General features: G+C 62.0%; 12 protein-coding genes. 6 read left to right on the top strand and 6 right to left on the bottom strand.

Annotated elements, in window-relative coordinates:
• Nucleotides 1-24 precede the first annotated feature (24 nt).
• The 4 genes from AC57B1_RS27830 to AC57B1_RS27845 form a co-directional block, all read right to left on the bottom strand.
• A complete protein-coding gene (locus AC57B1_RS27830) occupies nt 25-1011 on the bottom strand; it encodes an ABC transporter permease (RefSeq protein ID WP_091807372.1) in 987 nt (328 codons plus the stop codon).
• 92 nt (nt 1012-1103) lie between these two features.
• Nucleotides 1104-2108 carry a sugar ABC transporter substrate-binding protein gene (locus AC57B1_RS27835; RefSeq protein ID WP_408182753.1) on the bottom strand — a complete coding sequence of 335 codons (1005 nt, stop codon included), beginning with the start codon at nt 2106-2108 and terminating at the stop codon, nt 1104-1106.
• Between the two features lie 468 nt (nt 2109-2576).
• On the bottom strand, nt 2577-3341 hold the full coding sequence (locus AC57B1_RS27840; protein ID WP_408342593.1) for a flagellar brake protein: 765 nt from the start codon (nt 3339-3341) through the stop codon (nt 2577-2579).
• Between the two features lie 264 nt (nt 3342-3605).
• Entirely contained in the window at nt 3606-4637 is a 1032-nt protein-coding gene (locus AC57B1_RS27845) for a LacI family DNA-binding transcriptional regulator (RefSeq protein ID WP_408182749.1), read from the bottom strand.
• A gap of 192 nt (nt 4638-4829) precedes the next feature.
• Here AC57B1_RS27845 and AC57B1_RS27850 point away from each other — a divergent pair, with 192 nt between their 5' ends.
• The 5 genes from AC57B1_RS27850 to AC57B1_RS27870 all read left to right on the top strand — a co-directional run bounded on the left by AC57B1_RS27850 (nt 4830) and on the right by AC57B1_RS27870 (nt 11327).
• Nucleotides 4830-5984: an ABC transporter ATP-binding protein gene (locus AC57B1_RS27850; RefSeq protein ID WP_496419270.1), complete on the top strand. Its 1155-nt coding sequence runs from the start codon at nt 4830-4832 to the stop codon at nt 5982-5984.
• Nucleotides 5985-5995: 11 nt separating this feature from the next.
• Complete coding sequence (locus AC57B1_RS27855; protein ID WP_408342597.1) at nt 5996-7981, top strand: beta-galactosidase; 1986 nt, start codon at nt 5996-5998, stop codon at nt 7979-7981.
• An 88-nt stretch (nt 7982-8069) separates the two neighbouring features.
• Entirely contained in the window at nt 8070-9323 is a 1254-nt protein-coding gene (locus AC57B1_RS27860; protein WP_496419271.1) for an ABC transporter substrate-binding protein, read from the top strand.
• Between the two features lie 161 nt (nt 9324-9484).
• Nucleotides 9485-10465: a carbohydrate ABC transporter permease gene (locus AC57B1_RS27865; RefSeq protein ID WP_408295698.1), complete on the top strand. Its 981-nt coding sequence runs from the start codon at nt 9485-9487 to the stop codon at nt 10463-10465.
• Between the two features lie 10 nt (nt 10466-10475).
• Nucleotides 10476-11327 (top strand): carbohydrate ABC transporter permease, encoded by an 852-nt coding sequence (locus AC57B1_RS27870; RefSeq protein WP_091807391.1) that lies wholly within the window; start codon nt 10476-10478, stop codon nt 11325-11327.
• A 181-nt stretch (nt 11328-11508) separates the two neighbouring features.
• Here the strand turns inward: AC57B1_RS27870 and AC57B1_RS27875 are convergent, their stop codons facing one another.
• Both AC57B1_RS27875 and AC57B1_RS27880 read right to left on the bottom strand, forming a co-directional pair.
• Nucleotides 11509-11859 carry a DUF4148 domain-containing protein gene (locus AC57B1_RS27875; protein WP_408182743.1) on the bottom strand — a complete coding sequence of 117 codons (351 nt, stop codon included), beginning with the start codon at nt 11857-11859 and terminating at the stop codon, nt 11509-11511.
• 63 nt (nt 11860-11922) lie between these two features.
• On the bottom strand, nt 11923-12072 hold the full coding sequence (locus AC57B1_RS27880) for a hypothetical protein (protein ID WP_496419272.1): 150 nt from the start codon (nt 12070-12072) through the stop codon (nt 11923-11925).
• A 506-nt stretch (nt 12073-12578) separates the two neighbouring features.
• Here AC57B1_RS27880 and AC57B1_RS27885 point away from each other — a divergent pair.
• Nucleotides 12579-13823: a Crp/Fnr family transcriptional regulator gene (locus AC57B1_RS27885; protein ID WP_408182739.1), complete on the top strand. Its 1245-nt coding sequence runs from the start codon at nt 12579-12581 to the stop codon at nt 13821-13823.
• Nucleotides 13824-13865 lie beyond the last annotated feature (42 nt).

Consider the following 13865-nt stretch of genomic DNA (forward strand, 5'->3'; position numbering starts at 1 on the left):
CCCATGCACGTAGTGCGATTGCGTTCAACCGCGACGATGGGAAAGTTTGTCCGCGGCTACGGCGAGAATCACCAGCATGCCGGTGATCAACACCTGGTAGACCGAAGAAACGCCGATCAACGTCAGACCATTGCGGAACACGCCGACAATCAGCGCGCCGAGCAGCGTGCCGACAATCGAGCCGCGTCCGCCGAACAGACTCGTGCCGCCGAGCACGACTGCGGTAATGCTGTCGAGGTTCTCGGTTTGTCCCGCCTGCGGATCGCCCACGCCGGTGCGCGACACGGACAGCAATGCGGCAATGCCGTAGATCGCGCCGGCCAGCGAATACACGGTCAGCAGGATCTTCTGCGACGACAGGCCCATCAGGCGCGCGGCCTCGGGGTTGTTGCCGAGCGCATAGAGATGACGCCCGGGCACCGTATCGCGCAACACGAACCAGGTGGCCAGATACATCAGCAGGGTGAGCACGGTGCCGTACGTGACATCCGCGGGCCCGAGCTTGAACGTATTGCCGAAGAACATGATCGCGTCCGGCAGGTTCGACACGCTCTCGGCGTTCGAATAGATCTGCGTGAGCGCAAAAGCGATATTCAACGTGCCCAGCGTGACGATGAAAGCGGGCAGTTTGATGCGCGTGATGAGCACGCCGTTGAGCGCGCCGAACAGCGTGCTCGCACCGATCCCGCACAGGATCGCGAGGACTGGCGGCACGCCGAGCGTGACCGCGAATTTGGTCATGATGATCGAGCCGAACGCCATCACCATGCCGCACGAAAGATCGATGCCGCCGGTCAGCACGATCAGCGTCTGGCCGATGGCGATGACCGCGACCACCATGGTTTGCTGCAGGATCAGCGAGAGGTTCTGGAACGACAGGAAGCGGCTGCTCTGCGAGATGAAGAAGCCGCAAGCCAGGACCAGTGCGATGAGTGGCCCGACCTCGGCAAGCGATGGCATGCGCTCGGCGAACGAGCGGGAATGGCCGGCGGGCGCGGATGGAGTCGACATGATGGATAACCTCGATGCATGAGCGTGGCGCGTCGGCCACGCGGCAATTCCGATGGCGGCCCGCCGAAGCGGGCCGCTCTGTTCAATGCGCGTTACTTGTTGCCCCAACAGTTGTCGAGGCCGAACCTGGTGTCCTTGCTGTCGATGCCGGACATCGGTTTGTCGGTGATCAGCGTCACGCCGGTGTCCTGATAGCCGGAGACCTTCTTGCCGGTCTTCGCGTACTCGACGCCGGCCGTCACGCCGAGCGAGGCCATCTTGAGCGGATATTGCTGCGAGGTCGCGGCGATGGCGCCCGCCTTGACGTTGCGCACGCCTTCACAGCCGCCGTCGATCGAGACGATCATCACGTCTTTATCCTTGCCCGCCGCCTTGAGCGCGCGGTAGGCGCCCGCTGCGGCCGGTTCGTTGATCGTGTAGACCACGTTGATGTCGGGCGATTTCTGCAGGCAGTTTTCCATCGCCGTCTGGCCCTTGGCCTGATCGCCGCGCGTGTCCTGGCTGCAGACCACCGACGGATCGCCCGGCTTCACGCCGAAGCCTTCCAGGAAGCCGTTATGCCGCAGCACGCCGACCGAGACGCCGGGCGCGAGATCGAGCGTGGCGATCTTCGCGGGCTTGCCGTTCAGCGCCGCTTTCGCGTATTTGCCGATCAGCACGCCGGCCTTGAAGTTGTCGGTGGCGAAGAGGGCGTCCGTGGCGTCTTGCGGATCGGTCGGCGTGTCGAGCGCGACCACCATCACGCCGGCGGCGCGCGCTTTCTTGATGCTCGGCACGATCGCCTTGGTGTCGCTCGGCGTGATCAGAATCGCTTTCGCGCCGGCCGTCATCATGTTTTCGATGGCGGTGACCTGGCTCGCGTTGTCGCCGTCGAACTTGCCCGCGGCGGTGATGAGCTTCGCGCCGTCTTTCGAGGCGGCCGCTTCGGCGCCCTGTTTCATCTTCACGAAGAACGGGTTGGTGTCGGTCTTGGTGATCAGGCCGACGACAGGCTGGTCGGCCGCCTGGCTCGCGCTCGCACACCATACCGCCGATGCCGCGACGCACATCGACACGATTTTCCTGGCGACAGGAAGCCTGCGGGAATTCAGATTCATGGGACGCTCCTCCGGTTCTTGGCAACGACGTTGTGGACTGCTGGCGGCTGCCCGCGCGAACGCTGCGCGCTGACAACCTGGTTTGCGGCTCGATGCGAGCGAGGCGGGTTTGAAAAAACCTGGACCGGCTCGATTCGGACCACCTAAATCACTTTGGTTGATTTAGTACAGCAGGCGCGGCGACTCTCGTCAAGAAATCGATCACCAGGGACAGTGACGGAGGAAAACCTGCCGGAAGGCTGCGAGCCATGCTCAGTGGGGCTTGCGTCGTTTGATGCGATGCAAGATCGAGCCGTCGGGCTTGGGGAAAGTCCTGGCTCATGTGAAAGCTAATTGAAGGCTGAATGCGATTTTATCGACCGCAAATCACGTTGCGTCGAGAGGGAAATTCAGCGGTTCCCGAGATGCGCGGCTCGCGTGGCGGCGATTGAATGATCGCCTCCAACGCGAGGTCCGCGGCGCATGCGCTTATCGACGCGGCGCGAGCGTTTGCCGCCGGGTTTCCAGTTGCGTGACGACGCGTTGCAAGGTCCGCTCGGCCGGCCCCGGCGTCGCGACGAACTTGCAGCCGATCACAAAGCGCCGATCGCCCTTCGCCGTGCTCACCTGGCGCGGCGCGACGATTTCCAGATCGAGTCGCAGTGTGCCGAAGCTGCCGAGTTGCAACGCGACGTCGCGCAGAACCGTGCCGCTTTCGAGCGAACCGAAGCGTTCATCAGCCGTCTTTAATGCGATGCCGCCCAGCGACAGGTCCTGCAATTCCAGCCGGAACGAATCACCTTCCGCATACCGGCCGCTTGCGATGTACGGGTCGAGCACGGGCGTTTGCACGCGGAAGAATTCGCGGCGTTGAACGTAGTAGAGCACCGACGGGAATGGCGCTTCGAACGCCGGCAGTCCGTCGAATACGACAGGCGTGGCGTCGACGGTGGTGAACTCGGTGCGAATGCCGCCGGGCAGGCTGCGGAATGTGAGTTGCCGTGCAGCGGGCAGCGCAGTGTTGTCGTCGGCCACGCTGCCTGCATCGAAGATGAAACGTGCATTGCGCGAGTCGACGTCGAGGATTTGCGTGACGATTTGCCGGCCGCCGAATTCGACCGTGACGAAGTCCTGTCCGGCCGCGAGGTTGCGCAGACAAACGGCGATTTGCAAGGGGTGGCGCTGCGCGAAATTCGAGTCGATGTCGTGGGCGTGGTCGGAGACTTCAGCGTCCTGCAAGAGATCGGCAATCATTTGGAATTTCCATGCGTGTGATGGCCTTGGCCTGGCCAGTTGGGGAGCGCGGGCGGCCTCTCGGTCGCGGCGGCGCTCGGCCTTTGCCTGCTTGTTTGCAGGGACCGTGCCAACTGCATGGAAGAGTGGGCGCAACGCGGCGCGCATGGTGTCGAAGCGCTTGCCGTGGGCGTTTGCGGACGTTCGCGGGTGCCGCGTCGGGGCGCCGGTGGTGCGCGTAGGGAGGTTTCGCTACGTAACGTCCGAGATGCTGTTACGGCCACATCACCGCGAACGCGGCACGCCGGTGGATGCGCGCACAACGAGTTCGGGCGGCGAGGAAATCCGCATCGGCACGCTGGTGGCGTCGCGTCCCGCCTGTCCATACGACGACTCGATCAGTTCGCGCAACAGCGAGACCGCAAGTTCGGCGACTTCGGCCGTCGGCACGGCAACCGTCGTCAGCGCGGGGCGCGACTCGCGCGCGAGCTGGATGTCGGTAATGCCGATCACGGAGAGGTCCGCCGGCACGTTCAGGCCGAGGTCGGCGGCGGCGTGCATCGCGCCGAGCGCGGGCAGGTCGTTGGTCACGAAGATCGCGGTGAGCTTCGGATCGCTTTCGAGCAGCGCGCGTGCTGCGGCATAGCCGCCCTGGATCGTATCGGCCGCGTGTTTCACGCGGCTTTTCGGCGCGCCACCCGCGCGCATCGCGTCGACGAAACCTTCATAACGCGCCGCGTGAATGCCCGAGGCCTTACTGCCGACAATCGCGCCAATTCGCCGATGACCGAGCTCCAGCAAATGCGTACCGGCCAGTTCGCCCGCACGCCGGAAATCGACCGCGACACACGGCAAACCCGGCGGCTCGTCGGGCCGTTCCCACATGCACAGAACCACGGGTGTGCCGCGTGATTCGGTCGTATGAAGATCGGCGAAATCGAGGTTCGCATTCGTCACGAGCACGCCCTCGGAGAGCGTGCCGGCAATCTGGTCGAGATATGCGCGCCCGGTCAGCGGATCTTCGTTCGTATTGCAGATGATCACGAAGTGGCCGCTCGTGCGCGCCGCGCGTTCGACGGCGAGCGCGAACTCCGGATAGAACGGGTTGGCGATGCTCGACACCATCAGCGCGAGCGTCGGCGCGCGACCTTCGGCGAGTGCGCGCGCGGCGAGATGCGGGCGGTAGCCGAGCGCGTCGACCGCGTCGAGCACGCGTTGCCGGGTGGTCGCGCCAACCCGGCCGCGATTGCGCAGCACGTTGGATACCGTGGCAGGTGTGACGCCGGCATGGCGGGCGACTTCGCTGAGTGTGGGCATGGGGCTTTCAATATTTGGGATGGCTGCCCGACATTTGCATCGCGGCCAAAGGCGCGGCACCATCTCTCGCACAGACAAAACGATATCGGAGACAGGCAAGGCCCAACGATCGCCAGCGATCGCTTTTTTTGGCCGAGCTGATTAAGCGCTTAATCTCCGACTTCGAGCCGATTAAACCACGGAGTCGATGCAATGGCGAGTATTTCGTTAAGAGGCGTGCAGAAGGCGTATGGCGACGGCGCGCCGGTAATCCGCGACGTCGATCTCGAGATTGGCGAGAACGAGTTTTGCGTGTTTCTCGGCCCTTCCGGCTGCGGCAAATCCACCTTGCTGCGCATGATCGCGGGCCTCGAGGATCTCACCGACGGCGACCTCTCGATTGGCGGCCGACTCGTGAACGACGTGCCGGCCGCGCAACGCGGCGTGGCGATGGTGTTTCAGAGTTACGCGCTGTTTCCGCACATGACCGTGTTCGAGAACATGGCGTTCGGCCTCAAGTTATCCAAAACCCCCAAGGACGAGATTGACCGCAAGGTGCGGGAAGCCGCGCGCATCCTGCAACTGGAGGCGTTGCTCGAGCGTAAGCCGAAGGCGTTGTCCGGCGGTCAGCGCCAGCGTGTGGCGATTGGCCGTGCGATCGTGCGCGAGCCGGGTGTGTTCCTGTTCGACGAACCGCTCTCCAATCTCGATGCCACGTTGCGCGGACAGACCCGCATCGAGATCGCGCGGCTGCACAAACAGTTCGCCAAGGCCAGCGTGGTTTACGTGACGCACGACCAGATCGAAGCGATGACGCTCGCCGACAAGATCGTGCTGCTGCATGCCGGCAAGGATACCGAGCGCTACGGCAGCATCGCGCAGGTCGGCGCGCCGCTGGAGTTGTATCACCGTCCGAAGAGCCGCTTCGTCGCGGGTTTCATCGGCTCGCCGCGCATGAATTTTCTGCCGGGCAAGGTGGCCGCGATCGATGCGCAAGGCGTGAGCGTCACGCTCGATCACACGGGTGAAAGCGTGCGCGTGCCGGTGAATGGCACGGGCTTGCAAGTCTCGCAAGCCGTCACGCTCGGCGTGCGCCCTGAGCACCTGGAGTTTGTCGACGCATCTTCCGTTTCGCTGGACGACGCCGTGCTGACTCGCACGGTCTCGCTCGTTGAACAGCTCGGCGAACACAGCTATGTCCACCTCGATCAGCCCGGCGGCGCCGCGCTGATCGCCAAAGCGCCCGGCGATACGCGCCTCGCGCCCGGCGAGCGCGCCAACCTGCGCGTGCCTCGCCCCGCTTGCCATTTGTTTACCGAAGACGGCTTTGCCGCCGCTTCGCTCGAATCCATCGAACACTACGCATAAAGGACATTCGCATGCGCCTTGGAGTCTGTTATTACCCGGAACACTGGCCGGAGTCGATGTGGGAAGACGACGCCCGCCGGATGAAAGCCCTCGGCATCGAACAGGTGCGGATCGCCGAGTTCGCCTGGAGCCGGATCGAGCCTACGCCCGGCGAATACGATTGGGGCTGGCTCGACCGTTCGATCGACGTGCTGGGCGCGGCCGGCCTGCAGGTGGTGATGTGCACGCCGACGGCGACACCGCCCAAGTGGTTGATCGACCGCCATCCCGACATTCTGCCGATCGGCGCGGACGGCCGCCCGCGTGCGTTTGGCTCGCGACGCCATTACGACTTCTCGTCGCCGTCGTATTTCGCCGCCTCGCAGCGGATTTGCACGGCTGTGGCCGAGCGCTACGGCAAGCATCCGGCTGTCGCCTACTGGCAGACCGACAATGAATTCGGCTGCCATCACACAGTGGTCAGTTATTCGCCGGCCGCCGTGGGGCGCTTTCGCGAGTGGCTCAAAGCCCGCTATCAAACCGTCGACGCATTGAACCGTGCGTGGGGCACGGTGTTCTGGAGCATGGAGTACCGCAGCTTCGACGAGATCGACGCGCCGGTGGCGACGGTGACGGAAGCGCATCCTTCGCATCGCCTCGATTACCGCCGTTTCGCCTCCGACGAGGTGGCGCGCTACAACCGCATGCAGGTCGAGATCATCCGCGCGCATTCGCCGGGGCGTCCGGTCGCGCACAACTTCATGCAGCTCTTCACCGAGTTCGATCACTACAAGGTCGCCGCGGATCTCGACATCGCGACGTGGGACAGCTATCCGCTCGGCGCGCTCGAAGAGCAATGGTTCGCGCCGGAGGTGAAGGCGCGCTGGTTGCGCAGTGGGCATCCCGACTTCGCGTCGTTCAATCACGACGTCTATCGTGGCATGTCGAAGCTGCCGTTCTGGGTGATGGAGCAGCAGCCGGGTCCGGTTAACTGGGCGCTGTGGAATCCGGCGCCGCTGCCGGGCATGGTGCGGCTCTGGAGTTGGGAGGCGTTCGCGCACGGCGCGGGTTGCGTGTCGTACTTCCGTTGGCGTCAGGCGCCGTTCGCGCAGGAGCAGATGCATGCTGGACTGAACACGCCCGATAACCGGCTCGACGTGGGCGGCAACGAGGCGGCGCAGGTCGCCGGCGAGATTCACGCGGTGCTCGGCGCGAATGCCGACGCCAACGCCGCAATCCGCTCGAAAGTCGCGCTCGTTTACGACTATGAAGCGAAGTGGCTGTTCGAGATTCATCCGCAGGGTGCGGACTTTCACTATCCGCGCTTCGCCTTCGAGTATTACTCGGCGCTGCGTGCGCTCGGGCTCGACGTGGATATCGTGCCGGCCGACGCCCCGCTGGATGGCTACAGCCTGATCGTCGTGCCGCCGCTGCCGGTGGTGCCGGCCGATTTCGCGCAGCGTCTGGCAAGCTCCGGCGCTCAGGTCGTGCTCGGTCCGCGCACCGGGTCGAAAACGGGCGACCTGCAGATTCCCGCGAACCTGCCGCCCGGCGCGCTGGCTTCGGTGCTGCCGCTGCGCGTATGGCGCGTTGAATCGATGCGGCCGAACGTGACGGAAACGGTGCGACTCGCCGATAACGCGGGTACGAATGGAGACGACGGTTTCGCACGCCACTGGCGCGATTTCATCGACAGCGACGCAGCGGATTCGCTCGACGTGCGCGCGCGCTTTGCGGATGGCCACCCCGCCTATGTGCGAAGCGGCGCGTTTCACTACCTCGCGAGTCTGTTCGATGATTCGCTCACGGTGCGCCTGTTCGAGCGGATCGCGCGGGAGGCGGGCCTTGCAACGACGCAGCTCGGCGACAGCGTGCGGGTGAGCCGCCGCGGCGCGCTGACCTACGTGTTCAATTACGGCGACAAACCGCACACGCTCGACGGCGTAGCCGCAGACGCGTTCGTGATCGGTTCGCACACGATCGAGCCGCAGGGTGTGGCAGTCTATCGAACGCAATGACGATCCGACTGCACCGAGGCAGTGGCCTACGAAATTCCATGCAGTACCGACAACGACGCAAAATCAAGGAATAAAGGAGACAGGCAGCATGAAACTGAAACCACGCAAGATTCTGTTGGCCCTCGCGCTGGCCGCTGCGGCTGCGGGGACGTCCGTCGTCACTAGCGCACAGGCGGGCACGCTCACCGCCAACATCGCGTTCAAGGGCGCGAGCCAGCGCGCGGTGTGGCAGTCGGTCATCGACGAGTTCAAGAAAGCGCATCCCGGCATCGACGTGAAGGTGTCCTTCGTCGATGAAGAAGCGTACAAGGTGCAATTGCCTGGCTGGCTCACGACGGTCGCGCCCGATATCGTCAACTGGCATGACGGCGAGCGCATGGCCTATTACGCGCAGCGCGGCCTGTTCGAAGATCTGAGCGGTGACTGGGCGAAGAACGGCTGGAACGATATGTATGCGTCGACCAAGGAAGCGTCGTCGTATAAAGGCAAGCAGTACGCCGCGCCGACCGTGTACTACTCGTGGGGCATGTTCTATCGGAAGGATCTCTTTCAAAAGGCCGGTATTGGCGGCGAGCCGAAAACCTGGGATCAGTTTCTCGAAGACTGCAAGAAGCTGAAGGCCGCCGGCATCACGCCGATCGCCGTGGCGGGCCGCGACTCATGGACGCTGGCCGGCTGGTTCGACTATCTCGACCTGCGTTTGAACGGCAATGCGTTTCATCAGAAGTTGATGGCGGGCGAAATTCCCTACACCGATCCGCGCGTGAAGAAGGTCTACACGACCTGGAAGCAGTTGATCGACGCGGGCTATTTCATCGACAACTCGCTCTCCTACGATCTCGATTCGGTGCAGCCGTTCCTGTTCCAGGGCAAGGCCGCGATGATGCTGATGGGCACGTTCATCACCGCGGGCTTCCCGCCTAACGTGAAACCGGAGATGGGCTACTTCCAGTTCCCGATCATCGACGCGAAGGTGCCGACCGCCGAAGACGGTCCGGTCGAGTCGCTGCATATTCCGTCGAAGGCCAAGAACAAGGCCGACGCCCACACCTTCCTTGCGTTCGTCGAGACACCGGAAATCGGCGCGAAGCTGGCAACCGGGCTCGGCTCGCTGTCGGCGAACAGCAAGTCGCCGGAGCCGGAAGATCCGATCTCGAAGATCGGCTTCCAGATTCTTGCGAACACCAAGGGCGGCATCGCGCAGTTTTATGATCGCGACATGACCAAGGAAATGGCCGACGAGGGGATGAAGGGGATGCAGCAGTTCATTTCCGATCCTGCGAAGATCGACGACGTGCTTGCGCAACTCGAGCAGACGCGCAAGCGGATCTACAAGAAGTGAGCGGTGGCGGCCGCGAGGCCGCCTTTCGTTGCATCTGGTCGACAGCTTTGCATGGGATCGGAGTAGCGCGCTGAAGCGCTAACTCTGGTCGACAGCTTTGCATGGGATCGGAGTAACGCGCTGAAGCGCGAACTCCGATCGACAAGAATGTTGGATGGAGAATGATCGTGTCGCATTCCGTTACCCGCCACACTGTCGGCGGTCCCGCTGAACCCGGCGGTCCGGGTTTGCCCACGCCGGGCGGCGCGTTGCGCGGCAAGGCCGACACCGCGCGGCGGCGCCGTCCGTCGCCCACCGCGCGCCGGCAGCGGCGTGCCGCCTTTCTGTTTCTCGCGCCGGCCTGCGTGATGGTGGCCATCTACGTGGTGTGGCCGATCCTGTCGACCATCCGCCTGAGCTTTTTCAACTGGGATGGGATGAGCGAGCCGTCGTTCGTCGGCCTCGCGAACTACGTGGAGTTATTCCACGCGCAGACCTTCTACACGGCGCTCAAGAACAACGTCATCTGGCTGCTGCTGTTCCTGCTCGCCCCGCCGATGGGACTGGCCGTTGCGTTGTACCTGAATCAGGCGGTCGCCGGCATCCGTATCGTGAAGTCGCTTTTCTTCGCGCCGTTCGTGCTGTCGGGCGTGGTGGTCGGTTTGATCTTCTCGTGGTTTTATGATCCGACCTTCGGCCTGCTCGCGGTGATTCTCGGCCATGGCGTGCCCGTGCTCGGCGACCCGCGTTACGCGACTTTCGGGATCGTGTTCGCGGCACTGTGGCCGCAAACCGCCTATTGCATGATTCTTTATCTCACCGGCCTGACTTCGCTGAACGCCGAACAGATCGAAGCCGCGCGCATGGAAGGGGCACGCGGCTGGTCGATGCTGTGGCACGTGATCCTGCCGCAACTGCGGCCGACCACGTTCATGGCGATCGTCGTGACCATCATCGGCGCACTGCGTAGTTTCGATCTGATCTCGGTGATGACGGGCGGCGGCCCATTCGAAAGCTCGACCGTGCTGGCGTATTACATGTACGACCAGGCGATCAAGTACTACCGCATCGGCTATTCGGCGGCGGTGGCGGTCGTGCTGTTCGCCATCATGCTGGTGTACATCGTTTATCACTTGCGGCGGATGCTGCGCGCCGAGCAATAAGGAGCCGACCATGTTTCCGATTCCCATCGACAAATGGAAGCCGGCCACTCGCCGCATGTACAAACTGACGTTGCCTGTCGCTCTGCTGATCTGGCTGCTGCCGATGATCGCGGTGCTGGTCACATCGGTGCGTTCCTCGGAGGAACTGAGCGAGGGCAACTACTGGGGATGGCCGAAGCACTTCGCGATGTTCGATAACTACCGCGAGGCGCTGACCACGTCGCCGATGTTGCACTACTTCTGGAACAGTGTGCTGATTACGGTGCCCGCCGTGGTTGGGTCGATTGCACTTGCCGCGATGGCCGGATTCGCGCTGGCGATCTACCGGTTCCGCGGCAATTCGACCTTGTTCGCCACGTTCGTGGCGGGGAATTTCGTGCCGGTGCAGGTGCTGATGATTCCGGTGCGGGATTTGTCCTTGCAACTCGGCCTGTTCAATACAGTCAGCGCACTGATTCTGTTTCACGTGTCGTTTCAGACGGGATTTTGCGCGCTGTTTCTGCGCAACTTCATCAAGCAGTTGCCGTTTGAACTGGTCGAGGCGGCGCGCATCGAAGGCGCGAATGAGTGGACCGTGTTCTTCAAGATCGTGCTGCCTTTGATCCGACCGGCGCTCGCGGCACTGGCGATTCTCGTGTTCACGTTCGTCTGGAACGATTACTTCTGGGCACTGTGTCTGACGCAAGGCGACGACGCCGCGCCGATCACCGTGGGCGTGGCCGCATTGAAAGGGCAGTGGACCACGGCATGGAATCTTGTTTCGGCGGGATCGATTCTCGCGGCGTTGCCTTCTGTGGCAATGTTCTTTGCAATGCAGAAGCATTTCGTGGCCGGCTTGACGTTCGGCGCCACGAAGGGATGAAGCGGTAACAGGTGGTGCAGGAAAGGTTGCCTGCGGCGTGGGTCCGCCGTGCCAGCCTGTCCTTCACCACCGGGCATTGCATTCGCATTGCCGTCGATGAGAAGCAGCGCATCCATGACAAGAAAAAAAGCAGGAATCCTGTGTGTAGGTGAAGTTCAGCAGGATTCCCGATGCGCGTCATTCAGCTTCCGAAGAAAACATTGCAGAAACTGACCGGACCGACGCAGCTCGAATCGGTCGACATAGCTTTGCGCATGCCTGACGAAGCGGTGCCATTCTGGGCAACGCCACCGTACGACGGTTGGGTGGTCTGGGAAGCGTCTTGCGCCGCGACTTTTGCTTCGGCTGCCTGGATCGAGGCAGGATAGTCAGCGTCGTTCGCGACCGACGGGTTGTAGCCAGCCTGTTCGAGACGCACCAGGTCGGCACGCACTTCGGCGCGCGTGACGGGCGCATTCGATTGCGCGAAGCTCAGAACGGGAGCGGTCAAGGCACCGGCGGCGAGAGCGAGACAAACAAGAGCTTTTTTCATGATAAAAATTCCTTTTTGACGGTGATGAATTGACGGCAACGATTGCCGAAAAATAGTGGGTACTTAGCTGCCGAAGTACGGGGTGCAGAAACTTGCGGGGCCGACACACTGCTGCGTGCTCGTGTGAACGTGCTCTTTCGCAGAGGCCTGAGTCACGACGCCTGCCGAAGCGAGGACGATCAGCGAGAGAATCATTGCGAATTTGCTTTTCATTTTGGATGCCTAAATAGAGTGAAATTGGAAATACCTTTCGGTTCGAGTGAAGCTACGTCTTTGCCTGACTACCAACATGTCCTACTTGCAACTGGAGCACCGCTTACGTGGTTGTTTCGTGAGTCGCGTAGCAGTGTTCGTTGCTGTCTACGTAAGGGCAAACACATCGGGTTTCCGCTTATTCCAAATTTTTTTCGCGTTCGTACATTAAATGTGATTCTTACATTTTCCTGAACGTCGACGCATAGCAAGTCCGGCGCTTTTTCGCCGCCAGGTATGCCTTGGAGTGTGCGGCACAGCCATCCCCTGAAAAAAGCCTACATCGCGCAAAGCCTTGACCAGAAAGGCTGCCAAACGTTTGCGCTATAAAGTCTGACGATTACGTTTATTAAAGCTTTGCGTTTTGCATGTCGATATCCAGTCAAATAATCTGGACCATCGGCTACGTGCACGCCCTCGGCAGGGCGCGCGCTGACCGAGGAATTAGCTCTTCGGGGGAATCAATCTTGAATCACCAACGATCGCCATGGTCGCGTACAGCGGCTCCGGGCGAAGTCATCTATTCCGAAGGCTTCGCGGGCGACGCTGTCGTCTACGTCATTGCAGATGGCAAAGTCGAAATCTCCACCCAGTGCGACGAGAAGAAAGTGATTCTCGCCACGCTGGGTAAAGGCGAGTTTTTCGGCGAGGCGGCCTTGTTGCCGCCCGAACCACGAGCGCATACCGCTAAAGCACTGAGCTTCTGTCAATTGACTGTCGTTGCGGCGGACGTGGTGGAGGAGGAACTCGCGCGCGTGTCGCCGTTGCTTCGCCATATCGTCCGCACGCTGATCCGGCGGGTCAAGAAGAAGGACGATGTTCTCGCCACGAATACGCATGCCGACTTCCTGCCTGGCGTGGTCTCTTACGCGCACGTTCTCTCCCTGATGGCGGGAAGCGAAAACGCCGACCGCTTCGACGGGCGCCTGCGCCGCGCGCAAGGCGAGGAATTTTCGGTGCCGTTGCCCGAAGTGATCAAGAAGTGTCATGCGATTGCCGGCCATTCGCGTCCGCATGTGATGGCCATGCTCAAACGGATGGAGAAACTCAATCTCGTTTCGCTCGAACCCGGCCGGTCCGATCGCGTGAGCAACACGTCGGCGCGCTATTCGGCGCAGGACGGCGCGACGAGCCGGCAACTGGTCACGTTCGATCCGGCGCGAATCATCGAGCGTGCGCAGCAGGTAGCGGACCACGATCTCGATCTTTCCATCAGCAGCGAGTTGGAGCTGATCGAACTGGACGACCTGGAGGCCTTGATCGGCGTCGAGAAGAAGGTGATTCTCAACAAACTGTCGAACGCGGAAATTGCCGAAGACATCTTCGCGTTTCGCAAGTCCAAGGTCTTGAACTACGTCGAGGAAAAGGGCATCAGCTATTTTTCGCGCCGCAATACGCGCGCTCTGAGCGACCTGAAGTCACTCGACGATCTGGAGTTCGTCGACCAGCGGACGTTGTTCGAGGCGGTGAGCGCGTTCGATACCTATGACCTCGCGAAACTGCTTTCCGCGTTGACGGGCCAGCCTGTCGCGGAGCGCCTGCTCTCGGTGATGACCGAAGCGAGAAAGAAAGAGGTCTCGTGGGTCATGCGTCGGGAGATCAAGATCGATCCGCTGGAAATTGCGGAAATCGAAGACCGTTTCCTCGACACCGTGCGAGCGATCAAATCGCCGGTCGCCACTGGTGCGCCGCTTTCCAATCTGGATGTTTGACGCGCGGCACACCGGCGGCGGGCATTGTTTACTGAAGGGTTT

The sequence above is a fragment of the Paraburkholderia sp. BGA-UO-ETr-F21 genome (assembly GCF_059567925.1).

Excerpts from the sequence above, each read along its gene's own strand:
- AC57B1_RS27880 (WP_496419272.1), bottom strand. The coding sequence starts at position 12,072 with ATGAAAAGCAAATTCGCAATGATTCTCTCGCTGATCGTCCTCGCTTCG.
- AC57B1_RS27865 (WP_408295698.1), top strand. The coding sequence starts at position 9,485 with ATGATCGTGTCGCATTCCGTTACCCGCCACACTGTCGGCGGTCCCGCT.
- AC57B1_RS27845 (WP_408182749.1), bottom strand. The coding sequence starts at position 4,637 with ATGCCCACACTCAGCGAAGTCGCCCGCCATGCCGGCGTCACACCTGCC.
- AC57B1_RS27835 (WP_408182753.1), bottom strand. The coding sequence starts at position 2,108 with ATGAATCTGAATTCCCGCAGGCTTCCTGTCGCCAGGAAAATCGTGTCG.
- AC57B1_RS27860 (WP_496419271.1), top strand. The coding sequence starts at position 8,070 with ATGAAACTGAAACCACGCAAGATTCTGTTGGCCCTCGCGCTGGCCGCT.
- AC57B1_RS27830 (WP_091807372.1), bottom strand. The coding sequence starts at position 1,011 with ATGTCGACTCCATCCGCGCCCGCCGGCCATTCCCGCTCGTTCGCCGAG.
- AC57B1_RS27840 (WP_408342593.1), bottom strand. The coding sequence starts at position 3,341 with ATGATTGCCGATCTCTTGCAGGACGCTGAAGTCTCCGACCACGCCCAC.
- AC57B1_RS27855 (WP_408342597.1), top strand. The coding sequence starts at position 5,996 with ATGCGCCTTGGAGTCTGTTATTACCCGGAACACTGGCCGGAGTCGATG.
- AC57B1_RS27875 (WP_408182743.1), bottom strand. The coding sequence starts at position 11,859 with ATGAAAAAAGCTCTTGTTTGTCTCGCTCTCGCCGCCGGTGCCTTGACC.
- AC57B1_RS27850 (WP_496419270.1), top strand. The coding sequence starts at position 4,830 with ATGGCGAGTATTTCGTTAAGAGGCGTGCAGAAGGCGTATGGCGACGGC.
- AC57B1_RS27870 (WP_091807391.1), top strand. The coding sequence starts at position 10,476 with ATGTTTCCGATTCCCATCGACAAATGGAAGCCGGCCACTCGCCGCATG.